At 67.6% G+C, this 16,851-nt stretch carries 11 protein-coding genes; 2 read left to right on the top strand and 9 right to left on the bottom strand.

The genetic code is table 11. The features are described from left to right. Positions 1-184: 184 nt before the first annotated feature. Positions 185-1,771, bottom strand: a complete 1,587-nt coding sequence (locus CFB52_RS32910) for a methyl-accepting chemotaxis protein (protein ID WP_059577843.1) — start codon at positions 1,769-1,771, stop codon at positions 185-187. 138 nt (positions 1,772-1,909) lie between these two features. Next, positions 1,910-3,430 (bottom strand): sensor domain-containing diguanylate cyclase, encoded by a 1,521-nt coding sequence (locus CFB52_RS32905; RefSeq protein ID WP_099318605.1) that lies wholly within the window; start codon positions 3,428-3,430, stop codon positions 1,910-1,912. A gap of 328 nt (positions 3,431-3,758) precedes the next feature. On the opposite strand from CFB52_RS32905, the gene CFB52_RS32900 reads away from it, so the two are divergent. Continuing rightward, positions 3,759-5,576, top strand: a complete 1,818-nt coding sequence (locus tag CFB52_RS32900; protein ID WP_099318504.1) for a methyl-accepting chemotaxis protein — start codon at positions 3,759-3,761, stop codon at positions 5,574-5,576. A 99-nt stretch (positions 5,577-5,675) separates the two neighbouring features. On the opposite strand, the gene CFB52_RS32895 is transcribed toward CFB52_RS32900, so the two are convergent. The 7 genes from CFB52_RS32895 to CFB52_RS32865 form a co-directional block, all read right to left on the bottom strand. Beyond that, positions 5,676-6,992 carry an MFS transporter gene (locus CFB52_RS32895; RefSeq protein WP_099318503.1) on the bottom strand — a complete coding sequence of 439 codons (1,317 nt, stop codon included), beginning with the start codon at positions 6,990-6,992 and terminating at the stop codon, positions 5,676-5,678. Between the two features lie 66 nt (positions 6,993-7,058). Beyond that, positions 7,059-8,261, bottom strand: a complete 1,203-nt coding sequence (tcuB, locus tag CFB52_RS32890; protein ID WP_099318502.1) for a tricarballylate utilization 4Fe-4S protein TcuB — start codon at positions 8,259-8,261, stop codon at positions 7,059-7,061. Beyond that, complete coding sequence (gene tcuA / locus CFB52_RS32885) at positions 8,248-9,654, bottom strand: FAD-dependent tricarballylate dehydrogenase TcuA (protein WP_099318501.1); 1,407 nt, start codon at positions 9,652-9,654, stop codon at positions 8,248-8,250. The genes tcuB and tcuA overlap by 14 nt, the downstream gene beginning before the upstream one ends. A 74-nt stretch (positions 9,655-9,728) precedes the next feature. Then, on the bottom strand, positions 9,729-10,670 hold the full coding sequence (locus tag CFB52_RS32880; RefSeq protein WP_099318500.1) for a LysR substrate-binding domain-containing protein: 942 nt from the start codon (positions 10,668-10,670) through the stop codon (positions 9,729-9,731). A 285-nt stretch (positions 10,671-10,955) separates the two neighbouring features. Then, positions 10,956-12,137: a fumarylacetoacetate hydrolase family protein gene (locus CFB52_RS32875; RefSeq protein ID WP_099318499.1), complete on the bottom strand. Its 1,182-nt coding sequence runs from the start codon at positions 12,135-12,137 to the stop codon at positions 10,956-10,958. 32 nt (positions 12,138-12,169) lie between these two features. Continuing rightward, positions 12,170-13,951: an IlvD/Edd family dehydratase gene (locus tag CFB52_RS32870; protein WP_099318498.1), complete on the bottom strand. Its 1,782-nt coding sequence runs from the start codon at positions 13,949-13,951 to the stop codon at positions 12,170-12,172. 188 nt (positions 13,952-14,139) lie between these two features. After that, on the bottom strand, positions 14,140-15,177 hold the full coding sequence (locus CFB52_RS32865) for a LacI family DNA-binding transcriptional regulator (protein WP_099318497.1): 1,038 nt from the start codon (positions 15,175-15,177) through the stop codon (positions 14,140-14,142). Positions 15,178-15,474: 297 nt separating this feature from the next. Between CFB52_RS32865 and CFB52_RS32860 the strand changes: the two genes are divergently transcribed. After that, positions 15,475-16,821 carry an MFS transporter gene (locus CFB52_RS32860; RefSeq protein ID WP_099318496.1) on the top strand — a complete coding sequence of 449 codons (1,347 nt, stop codon included), beginning with the start codon at positions 15,475-15,477 and terminating at the stop codon, positions 16,819-16,821. Positions 16,822-16,851: the final 30 nt, after the last annotated feature.

Below are 16,851 nucleotides of genomic sequence, written 5' to 3'. Positions count from 1 at the left end.
TCCATCCTGATGGTAGAAGATGGAGGATTGTGGTGAGCGATCGTTACGCGGTCGTTACGGAATTGTTTCGTGTCGTACGCAGCGGGCGGAAATTCCCACTATTTGGTTAATTTCCGGTGCTGAACATGACGGACGCCGGAATCCACGCGTCGTCCGTCACCGATACGGGGCGGCGGGCGCCGGCCTACGCGCTCGCCGTGCGCGTCTCCAGCCGGAACAGCGAGACGGCCTCGGCAAGCCGCAGCCCCTGTTCCTCGAGCGACTTCGACGCGGCCGCCGCCTGCTCGACGAGCGCCGCATTCTGCTGCGTGACCTCGTCCATTTGCGTAATGGCCAGATTGACCTGCTCGATGCCGCGGCTCTGCTCGCTCGACGCCGCGGCGATCTCGCCCATGATGTCGGTCACGCGCGAGATCGCGTGCGTGACCTGGCTCATCGTCTCGCCCGCGTTGTTCGCGATCTGCGAGCCGTCCTGGATTTTCCGGACCGATTGCGAGATCAGTTCGCGAATTTCCTTCGCGGCGCTCGACGAACGCTGCGCAAGACTTCTGACTTCGCTGGCCACCACCGCGAAGCCGCGGCCCTGTTCGCCGGCGCGCGCGGCCTCCACGGCCGCGTTGAGCGCGAGAATGTTGGTCTGGAACGCGATCCCTTCGATGATCCCGGTGATCTCGGCGATCTTGGCGGAACTCGCGCTGATGTCCGTCATCGTGTCGACCATCAGGCCGACGGCCGAGCTGCCGCGCTGCGCGACCTCCGATGCGTTGTCGGCCAGGCCGCTCGCCTGCTGCGCGTTGTCGGCGTTCAGGCGCACGGTGGACGTCAGTTGCTCCATGCTCGACGCGGTTTCCTGCAGCGACGCGGCCTGCTGTTCCGTGCGGGACGAAAGGTCCTGGTTGCCGGACGCGATTTCGCCTGCCCCCGTCGCGACGTTGCCCGAGGCGGTACGGACTTCCGAGATCAGCCGGATCAGGTTCGCCTGCATGTCGCGCATGGAGGCCAGCACGCTGCCGGCCGGCGCGGCGCCGGTCGCGGATTCGGCGCCGAGATCGCCGGCGGCGATATGGCGGGCGATATCGCTGAGCGCGGCAGGCTCCGTGCCCAGCGCGCGCAGCAGGCCGCGGGTGATGAAGAGGCCCGAGATCGCGGCCGCGGCCGCGGCGGCGATGCAGATCGCGATCAGCATCAGTCGTCGCGACGTATAGCGGTCATCCGATTCCCTCACCCGTTGGGCGGCCATCGTGCGCGAGAACGTCGCATACGCGTCGGTGGCCGCGACGAGCCGGGCCAGCAGCGGTCGGCACTGTTCGTTGATCATCGTGATCGCCTGATCGCGCCGGTTGTTCGCCGCCGCTTCGACGATGGCGCGCGCGACGGGGCCGTACTGCGCCTCGACCGCCCCGATTTGCCGAACCAGTTCGCGGGCCTTGTCGGTCGCGCCGCTGCCGACGCGGACCGCATTCGTCAATTCACCCAGCAGCGCGCCGACTTCGCGGTCGGCCTGCAGTGCGGCTTCCTTCTCGATGTCCGCATCGCGTGGCCCGGACGCCAGGACCTGGTTGCGGGCGGCGATCGCGCGCCGGTCGACCGCGGCGAGAACCTTGTCCGCCAGGGTCGCGCGGGCGTTGATGCCGTTGACATAGTCGTCGAATGCCGCGTTCGCGTTGCCGAGCGACACGATGCCGACGAGCGAGACGAGCACGACCGTGCACGTAAGAAGTCCGAAAGCCATGATCAGCTTCATGCGAACCGTTAACCGTCGATCATTCATAGGAAGAATCCAGGGGTGTTATTAAATAGATTTCCTGATTATCGGAACCCTGGATGAACAGTTTAGGAACGCTGCGCGCGGCAATCGTTTGCGAGTGACCCGCCGTCAAAATAAATTTCAGACGACGCCCGGCGTGCGTCACGCCGAGCGGGTGAACGGCTCCGGTTCCGCACGACACACGCGGTTTCTGCCTTCGCGCTTCGCGCGATAGAGCGCCATGTCCGCCTGATGCGACAGCGCGTGCACGGTGGTGGGGCGTGCGCGATGGCCGGTCGCGCAGCCGACGCTGACGGTGAAGGGCGGCACGGTTTTGGTGAACCCGTCGAGCGCGTTGCCTTCGACTTCGCGGCGAATCGCCTCCGCGACCTGCGCGGCGCCGGTTTCGTCCGTATCGGGCAATACCGCGACGAACTCCTCGCCGCCGTAGCGCGCGGCGAGGTCGCCGCGCCGCCGCGTATGCGCGCGGATGCATTCGGCGAGAAAGCGCAGCGCGGTGTCGCCCACCGCGTGGCCATGCCGGTCGTTGTACTGCTTGAAGTGATCGGCATCGATGAACAGCAGCGAGAGGCTGCCGTCGCCGCCCCGTTGCAGCCGCTCCCATTCGTCGGCCAGCGCGGTATCGAGCGCGCGGCGATTGTGCAGGCCCGTGAGCGGATCGGTCCGCGTGAGCTCGGTCAGCAGCGTCTGCTTGCGCAGGTTGTCGCGCAGCGCGAACGCCAGTAGCCAGACCACCGCGCAGAACAGCGTGCTGATCGCGATGGCCGACACGCCGACCGTCCACGACAGGCGTGTAATGCCCGCCAGCACGTCGCGCTCCGCCGGCGCGACGACCGCGATCAGCGGCGTGCCCGGTATCCGCTGGTACGTATACAGGCGCACGATGCCGTCGATGCTCGAACGGGCGGGATAGAAGCCCGATTCGCTGTTCACCATCCGCTTGAACGATTTCGAGCGACGCAGGAGGTTCATCTGGCCGTCGTTCAACGACGGGTTTCTCGCGAGGATCGTGCCGTCCGCGCGCACGATCGCGCTGACCCCGTTCGGGCCGACGTCGAGGCGGGACAGGAGCTGCTCGAAGTAAGCGAGATCGATCGCGACGACCACGATCCCGTTGAACGCATGATCGGGCCGCTCGATGCGCCGCGACAGCGCGATCGACTCCTTGCCCCCGCGCGAGCGTGCCCGATAAGGCTGGGACACGTAGAGCCCGACGTTGTCCGCGTCGCGATGAACCTTGAAGTAGTCGCGATCGCTGAAGTCCCAGCGATGGGTCGTGCCGCAGCATCCGTCGATCAACTGGCCGCGCCGGTCGGTCACGCCCATGCCGGTGAGGTACTGGGCCGCGGTGCGCTCGAACAGCAGATCGTGCCGCAACCCGGTGTCCATGCGCTGTACGGCCTGCTTGCCCAGGTCGGCAGCCAGCGCGACCAGCGCGTTGTTCGACGTTTCGACCGTCCGCGCGATCTGGCTCGCGAGCACGGCCGCGACGTTGCGCGACGTCTCGTGCGCATGCTCGATGACTTCGATGCGCGCGGCCCACAGCGTCGCCGCGCTGATCCCGAGCGCCGCGAGCGACATCAGCGTGCCCAACGCGCCGACGACGAGCGGGTGGCGTCCGGCCCAGTCGGCGATTTTCTCGATCGAAGTGAAGGCGGGCATGCTCGCACTCATAGGGGAAGCCGGCTGCCGGGGCGTCGGCTCGGGTCAAATCCGGGTTAACGGCATGGTTAACCGAAAATCGAGGCCGGCGGGCGGGCCCGTCGGCGCACGCGATCCGCCCACTGCGACGCAAACGTGTGCGGCCGAAGCGGCTGGCGGCGTCGCGCGCATCGTATCGGCCGCCGGCCGCGAATTTGTCCTTATGGTCGGCCTCCGCGCCGGCCATTCGGCACGACTCAATTTCCTGCCGTCGGTGCCGTTAAATGAATAAGGGTCGGCTCGTTCATCGATCCAGTTCAATCACGCGGTAACGGAGACCGAAGTCATCATGCTGTCATCTATTCGCGCACGGATACTGGCGACGTGTGTCGCCATCGTCGTGACGGCGCTGGCCGTAACAGGAGGGCTCGTTTATTACGTCGTCAAGACCCACAACGACGAGGCCATCGACCAGAATCACAAGTCCATCCTGGCCGGCCACGCGCTGGCGATCGACGAGTGGGTGGCGAGCCGGTCGCGCGAAACCCAGGCGCTCGCGGATACGATCGCGATCGGCGAAGGCGACCCGGTGCCGGCGTTGAAGCTGCTCGGCAAGTCGGGCGGCTTCGAGGTGCTGACGCTCGGCCTGCCCGACAAGACGGCGTTCTCGAACGTGCCGCTCGCGCCCGGCTACGACCCGACCGCGCGGCCCTGGTACAAGCAGGCCGTCGGCGCGGGCCATCTGGTCGTGACGGCGCTCTACCGCGATGCGACGAGCGGCAAGCCGGCCGTCGCGTTCGCGGTGCCGGTGGTGCGCGACGGCGCGGTGAAGGGCGTGCTGGCAGCCAGCCTGTTCATGGAAAACGTGAGCTCGATCGTGACCTCCGTTCACCCGACGCCGGCGAGCTTCGCATTTCTGGTGGACAAGGGCGCTCGCGTGATCGCGTCGGCCAAGACCGACCTGATCATGAAGCCGGCCACCGGTCTGTCGCCGGAACTCGATGCCGATCGCCTCGGCGCGCTGCAGACGGCGTCCGCGCCCGTCGCGGTCGACATCGACGGCGCCGCCAAGCTGATGCGTGCCCGGCCGATCGCCGGCACCGACTGGTCGCTGGTGCTCGCGCTCGACAAGGGCGACGTGACGGCCGGCATGCGCGCGGTCGCGACGACCACGCTGCTGGCGATCGTGATCGTCGCCGTCATCGCGGCCGCGCTCGTCGGCGCGATGACGAACGCGGCCTTCAAGCGCATCCTGATGGTGCGCGACGCGCTCACGGACGTATCGAGCGGCAGCGGCGACCTGACGAAGCGGCTGCCGGCCGACGGCGCGGACGAAGCCGCGCAGATCGCGCACGCGTTCAACGCGTTCGCCGAAAAGATCAGTGCGATCCTGCTGCAGATCCGTGCGTTCAGCGCGTCAGTCAACCTCGCGAGCGCCGAGATCGCCCAGGGCAACCAGGATCTGTCGGCCCGCACCGAACACGCGGCGTCGAGCCTGCAGGAAACGGCCGCCGCGCTCGAGGAGATCGCCGGCACGGCCCGCAACTCGGCCGATGCGGCGAGCCAGGTGAACCGTCTGGCGGAATCGGCGTCGGATGTCGCGCTGCGGGGCGGCACGGTCGTGCGCGAAGTCGTCTCGACGATGAACGACATCACGCAGGCGTCGGCAGAGATCGCCAACATCGTCGGCGTGATCGACGGCATCGCGTTCCAGACCAACATCCTCGCGTTGAACGCCGCCGTCGAGGCGGCGCGCGCGAACGAGCACGGCCGCGGCTTCGCGGTCGTCGCCGGCGAAGTGCGTGCGCTCGCGCAGCGCAGCGCGCAGGCCGCACGGGAAATCAAGCAGCTGATCCACTCGTCGGTCGAGAAGATCGAGGGCGGCTCCGGGCTCGTCCAGACCGCCGGTGCGACGATGGACGAAATCGTCGACGGCGTGCGCAACATCACGAGCGTGATCGCCGAGATCAGCGTCGCCGCGAAGGAGCAGAGCACGGGGCTCGAGCAGGTGAATCAGGCGGTGTCGCAGCTCGACGACACGACGCAGCAGAACGCGGCGCTCGTCGAGCAATCGGCGGCCGCGGCGACGTCGCTGCGCGAGCAGGCGGCCCGGCTCGCGCAGACGGTCGGCGAGTTCAAGCTGGCGGAGCGCGCCGTGCCGGCGTGATGGTCCGGTTGACGGGGCCGGCTGGCGTCGGCTTCGTGCGACGCCCCGTCGGAATATCGCGGCGGCGCAAAACCGGTCCGTTCAGGCGAGCACCGCTTCTCACGCAGGTGAAGCCGAACGCCGCGCGGCCCCGCCTTTGCGATACAGCGACAGGGTCGCAAGCAGGCCGCAGCATGCGGCGAAGCTGAGCCAGTATCCGGGCGCGGCCTTGTCGCCCGTCACCTCGATCAGATAGGTCGACACCGCGGGCGTGAAGCCGCCAAAGACCGCGGTCGCGAGGCTGAATGCAAGTGAGAAACCGGCCACGCGGACGCTGGCGGGCATGATTTCGGTCAGCGCCGCGACCATGGCGCCGTTGTACATGCCGAAGAAGAAGGAGAGCCACAACAGTACGGCCAGCATGCGGCCGAAGCTGGGCGCGGATGACAGCCAGGCAAGCGCGGGATACGACGTCACGATGGCCGCGACGGCGATGGCCACGAGAATCGGCTTGCGGCCGATGCGGTCCGACAGCGCACCACCCACGGGCAGCCAGAAGAAATTCGACACGCCCACGCACAGCGTGACGATCAGGCTATCCGCCGTGGACAGTTTCAGGACGGCCCTGCCGAACGTCGGCGTGTAGACCGTGATGAGGTAGAACGTCGTCGTGGTCATCGCGACGAGCAGCATGCCGGCAAACACCGTGCGCCAATTCCGCAGCATCGTCGCGAACACCTCGCGTGCATGCGGATGATGGGTGCGCGCCTTGAATTCGTCCGTTTCCTGCAGCGTTCGGCGAAGCAGGAAAATGACCGGAACGATCGCGCAGCCGATGAAGAACGGGATGCGCCAGCCCCACGCACCGATTTCCTGGCTCGTCAGCAGATGATTCAGCAGATAACCCAGGGCCGCCGCGATGACGATCGCCACCTGCTGGCTTGCCGACTGCCAGCTCGTATAGAAGCCCCGGTGCCCCGGCGTGGCCATTTCCGCGAGATAGACCGACACGCCGCCCAGCTCGGCCCCGGCGGAGAAGCCCTGCAGCAGGCGTCCCAGCAACACCAGCGCCGGGGCGGCGAGCCCGATCGTCGCGTACCCCGGCACGCACGCGATCAGGATCGTGCCGCTCGCCATGATCGAGAGCGTCACGATCAGCCCTTTGCGTCTTCCCACTTCGTCGATGTAGGCGCCGAGCACGATCGCGCCGAGCGGGCGCATCAGGAAACCGGCGCCGAAGACGGCGAACGTCAGCAACAGCGACGCGAACTCGCTTGCCGCCGGAAAGAAGACTCGCGAGATGCTGGTCGCATAGAAGCCGAACAGGAAAAAATCGAACTGTTCGAGAAAATTGCCGCTGGTCACGCGCAGGACCGCGCCGAGCTTCGACGTGCCTGCGGCCGCGCCATCCGGCGCGATCGACGGTGAGGGATGCATGGGATGTCTCCGTTGGATGTATTGTGCGAAGCGGCCCGGAAGCCGGACCGCTTCGATTGGCCCGGTTCAGTCCGAGCCCAGTCGCAGGCGGTCGGCCTGGCGCTTTTCGATCGACGACTTGAGGAGCGCCGCGCAGCGAAAGATGCCGTGGGCGAATTTCCCGTACGGCAACGTTGCGAAGAGGGCCATCACGATGCCGAGATGAACGGCGAGCAGCGCCGCCATTGCGCTGCTGTCGCGCCACGCGAGCAGCGCCAGTCCCGACGCGCTCACGAGCATCAGCAGCGCAATGAAGCCGCGGTCCATCGGGCGTTGTGCCGGATCGGTCCGCGCGGGGTCGCGCCGCAGGTTGAGCCACCAGAGGCCGGCAGGCCCGATCAGCAGACCGATTCCGCCGGCGGTGCCGAGCAGCACGGGCAGGCTCAGGAACGCATACGGCGCGTGCAGGTCCAGCGCGTAGTGATAGAAGGTCGCGACGAGCGTGGCGGCAAAGCACAGCATGAAGCCGTAGAACGTGAAGTGGTGAAACCGGCGCCGCGCGAGCGTGAACGCATCGTCCGATTCGTTGCAGCCGTCACCGTGGCCGCCGTCGAGATAGGTGAGCGCGAGCGCGTGCTTCGCCGCCTCGGCAACCGCCGGCATGCTTGCCGTGCCCGACGACACGTCGCGCCAGAAGCGCGTCACGCCCACCCCGAGCGCCAGAATGGCGAGCCCGAACACCGCGCCGAACATCGCGGCGAGCAGATTGTGCGGAAAGACCGCATAGAAACGGCCGCCCGACGGGCCATTCAGCAGCGAGCCGTGCATCGCGACGCCGAGCATCAGGAACAGCACCAGCCCGATCGCGAGGGCGAGCGCGACGGTCAGGCCATTGCGCCTGTAGAGCTTGCCCATCGCGGCGGGCCACGCATACTCGACATACGTATCGACGCGAACCTGCGCCATCGCCTTCGGCACGTTCACCGCGAATTCGTGCGGCGGCGCATATTGGCATGCGTGATAGCACGCGCCGCAGTTGTGGCACAGGTTGGCCAGGTAGTTGACGTCCGCCTTCGCGAACTCGAGCCGGCGCGTCATCGCCGGAAAGACCGCGCAAAATCCTTCGCAGTAGCGGCACGCATTGCAGATCTGCATCTGGCGCGCGACTTCCGCTTCGTTGTCGGTGACGGGCGCGATGCGAATCACGGCGGCGCCGCTCGCGCGTGTCGACGGCCGGCCGGCGGGCGCGAGCGCCCGGGCGTCGCGAAGGTGTTCTTCAATATCGTTCACGTTGAACTCCGGTCGTTTGCGCGGCCTTCGCCGCCTCGGTGCCCGCGATACGGCCGAACGCGGTGCCGATCGACATCCCGACGCCCGCCGTGTAACCCTTGCCCAGCACGTTGCCGGCCATCATTTCGCCGGCAACGAACAGGTTGCCGCTCGGCCGTCCGCCGAAGTGAACTTGCGCGCGCTCGTTGACCTTGAGCCCGAGATACGTGAACGTGATGCCGGGACGCAGCGCGTAGCCGAAGAAGGGCGGCGTATCGATCGGGCGTGCCCAGTGGGTTTTCGCGGGGCTGACGCCTTCGGTGCGACAGTCGTCGAGCACGGTGTGATCGAACGTGCCTGCCCGGCATGCGGTGTTGTACGCGCGCAGCGTTTCCACGAATGCACGTTCGGGCAGGTTCAGCTGGCGCGCGAGTTCCGGCAACGAATCGGCGCGGACACCCGGAAATACCGGCGGCATGAAGCGCCCGACGGCCTTGGCATCGATGATCGAATAGGCTGTCTGCCCCGGCTGCTGCGCGACGAGGCGGCCCCAGATCGCATAACGCTTCGGCCAGAAGTCTTCACCTTCGTCATAGAAACGCTGCGCATCGCGGTTGACGACGATACCGAGCGATACGCAATCGATCCGCGTGCAGATGCCGCCGTCGTAGAGCGGCGCGCGCGCGTCGATCGCGACGCAATGCGACTGCGACGGGTCGCCGATCGCATCCGCGCCGGCGTCGAGCATCGCCTTGAGCAGGACGCCCTGGTTGAACCGCGTGCCGCGGATGAGGAAATTGTCGGCGGGCCACTCGCCACGCTGGTTTTGTCCCCACGCCTCGCGCAGCCATTCGCGGTTGGATTCGAAGCCGCCCGCCGCGAGCACGCAACTGCGCGCCTCGAAGCGCCGGTTTCCGCTACGCGCGGCGACGAAGCGTTCGCCGTCGAGCTCGATTGCGTCGACGGGCGTGTCGTAGCGAATCTGTACGCCCAGCGCTTCGGCGCTGCGGTAATACGCGTTCACCAGCGCTTTGCCGCCGCCCATGAAGAATGCATTGGTCCGCGCCACGTGCAGTGCGCCGGACAGCGGCGGCTGAAACCGCACGCCATGTGCGCGCATCCACGGGCGACAGTTCGCCGACGCGCGGATCGCGAGCCGGGCCAACGCCTCGTTCGTGATGCCGCCCGTGACCTTCAGCAGGTCCTGCCAGTACTCTTCTTCCGGATAGGCGCCGACCAGCACGTCCTGCGGGCCGTCGTGCATGCAACGCAGGTTGCGGGTGTGCTGGGAATTTCCGCCGCGCCACTCCCGCGGCGCCGCTTCGAGCAGCAGCACTGACGCGCCGGCTTCACGCGCCATCAAGGCGGCGCACAGCGCCGCGTTGCCGCCGCCGATAACGAGAACATCGATCATCTGAGTTGTCTCCTTTGAGACGCACTCTACGGATCGGCCTCGTTAGCCGCCATCAGCGGCGCGGCAACACGTCTTCAGTTTTTGTGAAGAGGCGGCTCGCGCAGCGTGGCGCCAGGCCACCCGCCGGACGCGACGATCTCGCGCGCCACGTCGGCGAGGACGACTCGCGCGGCGAGCCCGGCGGGCGACAATTCATCGTCGGAGACGCTCGCGATCAGGTTCGGCCTCGTCGCGTGGTCGTCCGCGACCGGGACGCTCGCGAGCGCGGCATTCTCTAGCCGCGCGAGCGCCGCGCCCGGTTGAATGGTTGCACCGAGCCCGCCGCGCACCGCATCCATCAACATCGCGAGGCCGTCGACTTCGGCGGTGATGTGCGGGGTGAAGCCGGTGCGGGCGAATGCGACATCCAGCAATGCGCGCAGGCCATGCGGGCCGCTCGGCAGGATCAGCGGCACGGCGCCGAGGTTCGCCAGGTGCACGTGCGTCCCGTCGGGCATGCCGGGCAGGCCGGGCGCGCCGATCACGAACAGATGCTCGTCGAGCAACGGCATCACGCTCCAGCGCTGCGCGGGTTCTTCACGAAACAGGATCGCCAGGTCGATTTGCCGCGCACTCAGCATCGCGCCGAGATAGCCCGACAGGCTCTCGACCATGCGCAGCCGGACATCCGGATAGCGCTGTCGCATCGCCTGCATGAACGCGAGACCGAGTACGCCGGTCGTACTGGGCGCAAGCCCGACGCTGACGTGCCCCGACAGGCGCGCCTGACGCGCGGCCAGCGCCGCATCGTCGACGTGGCGCAACGCGAGCTGCGCCTGTCTCCAGAATGCAAGACCGGCGTCCGTCGGCACGACGCCCGTGGAGGTGCGTTGCAGCAGGCGCGTGGACAGCTCGCTCTCGAGCCGGCTGATCTGCTGGCTCAGTGCGGACGTCACCACGCCCAGTTCGAGCGCGGCCTTGCCCATGCTGCCGTGTTCCACGACGCAGACGAAATAGCGCAGTTGCCTCAGTTCCATCGACACCTCGAATTGACTCAGCCGCGGTATTGTCGCAGCCGACGAGGCGCCGGTGGGGCGAATCGCGCTGATCGAAGCCGTGGATCGCCGCCGGAAAGAATCTGGGGTTGCGGGATGAGCTGGCGGCGCCGCTCGCGGCGGCCGCTCCGGCTCGGCGAGTGTTCAGGTCGCGCAGTGAAGGCCGGCTACGTGTGTGCCGGCGCGAACGCCCTCGTGTCATACCGCCTCGCCTGCTGCCCGTCGATGTCGTTCGCGAAGGGCTTCATGTCGTCGCGTCTCCCGGTTTCATTCGGCAAGCAGCCCGCGCGCGGCCAGATTCGCATACAGCGCGCGCACGCCGAAGGTCCACGGCGCGATCTCCGTGCAAAGCCGCACGGTGTTGACGAGCGCGCCGAGCGCGGGCGTGGAGATCGTGACACGGTCGCCGAGGTGATGCGTGAATCCGCCGCCGGGCGCGTCGCGATCCTGGATCGGCGAGAACATCGTGCCGAGGAACAGCATGAAGCCGTCCGGATACTGGTGATGCGCGCCGCAGGTCTGCGCGACGAGGTCGGCCGGGTCGCGGCTGATCTCGCGCATGTGGCTGATGCCGTCGAGCACGAAGCCGTCGTCCGCGCCTTCGACGCGCAGCGACACGCTGCATTCCCGCACGCCATCGAGCGTGAAGCCATCGTCGAACAGCCGCACGAACGGGCCGATCGCGCACGAACCGTTGTTGTCCTTGCATTTGCCGAGCAGCAGCGCCGAGCGGCCTTCGATGTCGCGCAGGTTCACGTCGTTGCCGAGCGTCGCGCCCACCGGCCTGCCGTCGCTGGCCACGGCCAGCACGATCTCCGGTTCCGGGTTGTTCCACACCGACACGGGCAGCAGCCCGACGTCCGCGCCGAAGCCCACCGCGGACATCGGCTGCGCCTTGGAGAACACCTCGGCGTCCGGGCCGATACCGACTTCCATGTATTGCGACCACGCACCGCGGCGCTCGAGTTCCGCCTTCAGGCGCATCGCCGCTTCCGAGCCGGGTACGATCCTCGACAGATCGGTGCCGATGGTCGCCGCGATGGTGTCGCGTACCTCCCGCGCCTTGGCCGGATCGCCGCCGGCCTGTTCCTCGATCACGCGCTCGATCAGGCTCACGGCAAAGGTGACGCCGCACGCCTTGACGGCCTGCACGTCGCACGGCGCGAGCAGGTGCGTGGCGCCCGGCGTGCCGTCCAGCGCCGCCTGCAGCAGCGGCTCGACGCGGCCGAGCGATTCGCCGGGGGCGGTGCGCGCGACGGCGACGGCATCGGGGCGGTCGAACAGGTCGGCGGTGGTCGGCGCGGTGCGCGTGATGTCGAACACTTCGCCGCCGCGTACGGCGACGACGCTCGGGCCCGCGTGGGCGCCGTCATCCCGCCAGACGCGGCCGATCAGCAGCGCGTGGGCGAGGTCGTGCGGCAGGCAATCGGAAACGGAAGGAGTACGCATGATCAGCTCGGCAAGATTGGGGGGCGGTGGGGTCAGTGCGAATGGCGCGGGTTGCCGCGCTGCTCGATCACCTTCAGGTACAGCGTGGCCGGTTCGAGGCAGCCGCCGGTGGACAACTGGCCGACGAACCGGCGATAGAGTTCCTGCCACGGCGTTTGCGCCTGCGGCACGGTGAAGCTTGCAGTTTCGCGGCGGCGCGCGAGTTCGTCCTCGTCGACGAGCACGTCGACGCTGCGGCGATTCAGGTCCACGCGAATACGGTCGTTCGTGCGCAGCAGCGCGAGGCCGCCGCCCACCGCGGCTTCCGGCGACATGTTCAGGATCGACGGGCTGGCCGACGTGCCGCTCTGGCGCCCGTCGCCCATGCACGGCAGCGACGTCACGCCGCGCTTCACCAGCTCGGCAGGCGGCGCCATGTTCACGACTTCCGAGCTGCCCGGGTAGCCGACCGTGCCGCAGCCGCGGATCACCAGGATGCAGCGTTCGTCGATGTTCAGCGCGGGATCGTTGATGCGGGCGTGATAGTCCTCCGGGCCGTCGAACACGATCGCGCGCGCCTCGAACGTATTCTCCGCGCCCGGCTCGGCCAGGTATGTTCGGCGGAACGCGTCGCCCACCACCGACATCTTCATGATCGCGCTGTCGAAGAAGTTGCCCGACAGCACCATGAAGCCGGCGCCGTGCCTGAGCGGCGCGTCGGGCGTACGGATCACGTCGCGGTCGGCGTCCTGCGCAGTGTCGGCGATTTCTCCGACCGCGCGGCCCGACACGGTCAGGCAGTCGCGCCGCAGCAGGCCGGCCGCATCGAGCTGGCGCAGCACGGCAGGCACGCCGCCGGCGCGATGGAAGCTCTCGCCGAGGTATTCGCCGGCCGGCATGCAGTTGACGAGCAGCGGCACGGCTTCACCGAAGCGCTGCCAGTCGTCCAGGCTCAGTTCGACGCCCATGTGGCGCGCAATGGCGATCAGGTGCGGCGGGCAATTGGTCGAGGCGCCGAGCGCGGACGCGACGACGATCGCATTCTCGAACGCCGCGCGCGTCATGATCTTCGACGGGCGCAGGTCTTCGCGAACGAGCTCGACCGCGCGCTTGCCGGTTGCGTAAGCCATCTGGCCGCGCTCGCGATAGGCGGCGGGAATACTCGCGCACCCCGGCAGCGACATGCCCAGCGCCTCGGCGAGGCTGTTCATCGACAGCGCCGTGCCCATGGTGTTGCAATGGCCGATCGACGGCGACGATGCCGTGGTCAGCTGCATGAAGCCTTCGTAGTCGATCTCGCCGGCCGCGAGCAGGTTGCGCGCATGCCAGATCACCGTGCCGGAGCCGACGCGCTTGCCCTCGTGCCAGCCATCGAGCATCGGGCCGCCCGACAGCACGATGGCGGGCAGGTCGACGGTGGCGGCCGCCATCAGGCAGGCCGGCGTGGTCTTGTCGCAGCCGGTCGTCAGCACCACACCGTCCAGCGGAAAGCCGTGCAGGACTTCCACCAGCCCGAGGTAGGCGAGGTTGCGGTCGAGCGCGGCGGTGGGCCGGCGGCTTTGCTCGGCCAGCGGATGCACGGGGAACTCCATCGGAATGCCGCCCGCGTCGCGAATGCCGGCCTTGGTGCGCTCGGCGAGCTCGATGTGGTGACGATTGCATGGCGCCAGATCGCTGCCTGTTTGCGCGATACCGATGACAGGGCGGCCCGACTGCAGCTCCTCGCGCGTCAACCCGTAGTTCATGAAGCGCTCGACATAGAGCGCGGTCATGTCTGCATGCGCGGGGTCGTCGAACCATTCCTGGCTGCGCAGACGGCGGGGGGTGTGTGACATGGCAGGCTGTCTCCGAAGGGCCTTCTTGATTTTGCGTGCCGGATGGTACCGGTAACATCGCCTGGATGTTAGCACGGGTTTTTTGCGTCGCGGAAGGGATTTCGTGCGCGCGTCGCGAAGGTGTGGGGCAGGGGATCGGTGCGAAGCCGCGCATGCCGCGTGTCGGCACGCGCCCGGCGGTCGGCCGGTCAGGCGCTTTCCCGCGGGATGATCGTGTAGTCGATCCGGATGCTTTTCGACCCGGTCGGCCCGCCGCCGTCGCGCGCCTGCAATGCCGCCAGCAACGCTTCGCCCGTGCGTCGCCCGATGCCGTACGCGTCGACCGATACCGTTGTGATCGTCGGATGGCAGCATGTCGCCACTTCGAAATTCCCGAAGCCGGCCACCGCGATGTCGGCGGGCACTGAGAGCCCGCGCCGGTGACATTCCATGATCGCGCCGAACGCCGACATGTCGCTCACGCACATCACCGCGTCGGTATCCGGCCATCGCTCCAGCAGGGCCGCCATCGCGGGCCCGCCGTGGCTCATCGTGATCGGCGATTCGCCCAGCCGCACGACGCGCGGCTCGCCCAGCCCCAACGCCTTGATCTCCGCCTGGTATCCCTTGAGCCGGTCGAGGCCGCGGCGATCCAGTTCGCTGGCCCCGACCAGAAAGCCGATGCGCCGGTAACCGCGCTCGGCCAGGTGGCGCACCATCGCACGGGCGGCGCGCACGTTCGAGAAGCCCACGGCGGTGTCGATCGGGCGCGTGGGCAGGTCCCACATCTCGACCACGGGAATCGCCGAGCGCTCCAATACCTTGCGCGTCGCATCGGTGTGCTGCGACCCCGTCAGCGCGATGCAGCGCGGCTGGTGTCGCAGCATCGAGCGCACCAGCCGCTCTTCGCGTTCCAGATCGTAGTCGGTGTCGCCGAGCAGCAACTGGAGGCCATGCGGCTCGAGCGCATCGGTCAGGCCGCGCACGGTGTCGGAGAAGTTGGAGCTCGACAGCGACGGCACCAGCACCGCGACGAATTCCGAGCGTCCCGACGACAGCGCGCCGGCGGCCGCATCCGCCACGTAGCCGAGCTGCTCGATGGCCTCGCAGACCCGTGCGCGCGTCTCGGCGGCCACGCTGTGGCCGGCGAGCACGCGCGACACCGTCATCTTCGATACGCCGGCAAGGCGCGCTACGTCGGACATGCGGGGCGGCCCGGCGGGCCGGACGGCGGTGGGACTGGGCATCGGAATCGCGATCGGGAGAAGGCCGGAAAGGCTACATCATACCGGTGCGGCATACCGTGCAGGCCGGCCCACGCGTGCACGTCGCCGCCATGCCCGTACTAGGGAAACCACGCGTTCGGCGGCACTTGTACGTGCGTATCGCCGCGTGCTACCTTCGAATTTGTTACCGGTATCAGCTTGCCGATCGCTCCCGTCGCCTCGTCGGCTTTTTTTTGCCACGGAATGTTATCGGTAACATCAATGCGCCAAACGCACTCGCCGGTACGAAGAAGACCTACACAAACTGGAGACAGACCGATGCCATCCCTAACGCAGGCCGCTGCCGCAGCGGCCGCGGCCGATTCGTCCGAGGACGCGCTGTACCGCAAGGTCATGCGGCGCATCCTGCCGTTGCTGCTGCTCTGCTACGTCGTGGCCTACCTCGACCGCGTCAACGTGGGTTTCGCGAAGCTGCAGATGCTCGACGACCTGAGCCTGAGCGACGGCGTCTACGCGCTCGGCGCCAGTATCTTCTTCTGGGGCTATTTCCTATTCGAGATGCCGAGCAATCTGCTGCTGCACCGCTACGGCGCACGCTTCTGGATCGCGCGGATCATGATCACGTGGGGCATCGTGTCGTCGTCGATGGCCTTCATCGTGCCGCTCGCGCAGTTCTTCCACGTGCAGACGACCACGATGTTCTACACGCTGCGCTTCCTGCTGGGGCTGTGCGAAGCGGGATTTTTCCCCGGCGTCATCCTGTACATGAACTACTGGTTCCCGGCGCGGCGCCAGAGCGTGGCGATGTCGGGCTTCCTGGTCGCGATCCCGCTGAGCCTGACGCTGGGCAGCGTCGTGTCCGGCTGGCTGATGGAGCAGACGCACGGCCTGTCGGGCATGAGCGGCTGGCAATGGATGCTGCTGCTCGAAGGGTTGCCGTCGATCGTGGTGGCGTTCATCGTGCTGGCCTGCCTGGGCGACGGCCCGCAGTCGGCGAAGTGGCTGTCCGCTGACGAAAAGGCGGTGCTGTCGCGCAACCTGGAATCCGAGGCCGCGCACAAGTCGCACAGCATCGGCGCCGCGCTGCGTAGCCCGCGCGTCTGGCTGCTCACCTTCATCCTGCTGACGTTCAATACCGGCTTCTACGGGCTGGCTTTCTGGCTGCCGTCGATCATCCGCGCGTCGGGCGTGCACAGTCCACTGCATATCGGAGTGCTGACGGCCATTCCGTATCTGACGGCCATCTTCGCGATGGTGTGGAACGCATCGCACTCGCGCAAGACCGGCGAACGCCGCCTGCATGCGGCGATTCCCGCGCTGATCGGCGGCGTCTTCCTGATCCTGAGCGCGGCGTTCGCGCAGAACGTCGCGCTATCGATCGTATTCCTGACCATCGCCACCTGCGGCATTCTCGCGCTGATGCCGATCTACTGGACCTTTCCGGGGCAGATCCTGTCCGGCACGGCCGCGGCCGCCGGCATTGCGCTGATCAACTCGGTGGGCAACCTGTCCGGCTTCACCGGCTCGATGATCACCGGCGTCGCCAAGCAAATGACCGGCAACATCAACAACGGTACCTATGCGCTGGGCGCCTGCCTGCTGGTCAGTTGCGTACTGATCGCGGCGATTCCGCGCGACATCCTGCAGCCGCCGGCGGGGCGGTAGGGCGTTCGCTCGATGTGACGTCCGGCCAGG

It is taken from the genome of Burkholderia sp. AU18528 (assembly GCF_002223215.2).
In the GTDB taxonomy this organism is placed as follows: Bacteria; Pseudomonadota; Gammaproteobacteria; order Burkholderiales; family Burkholderiaceae; genus Burkholderia; species Burkholderia semiarida.
This window is presented reverse-complemented; position numbering and strand designations above follow the sequence as displayed.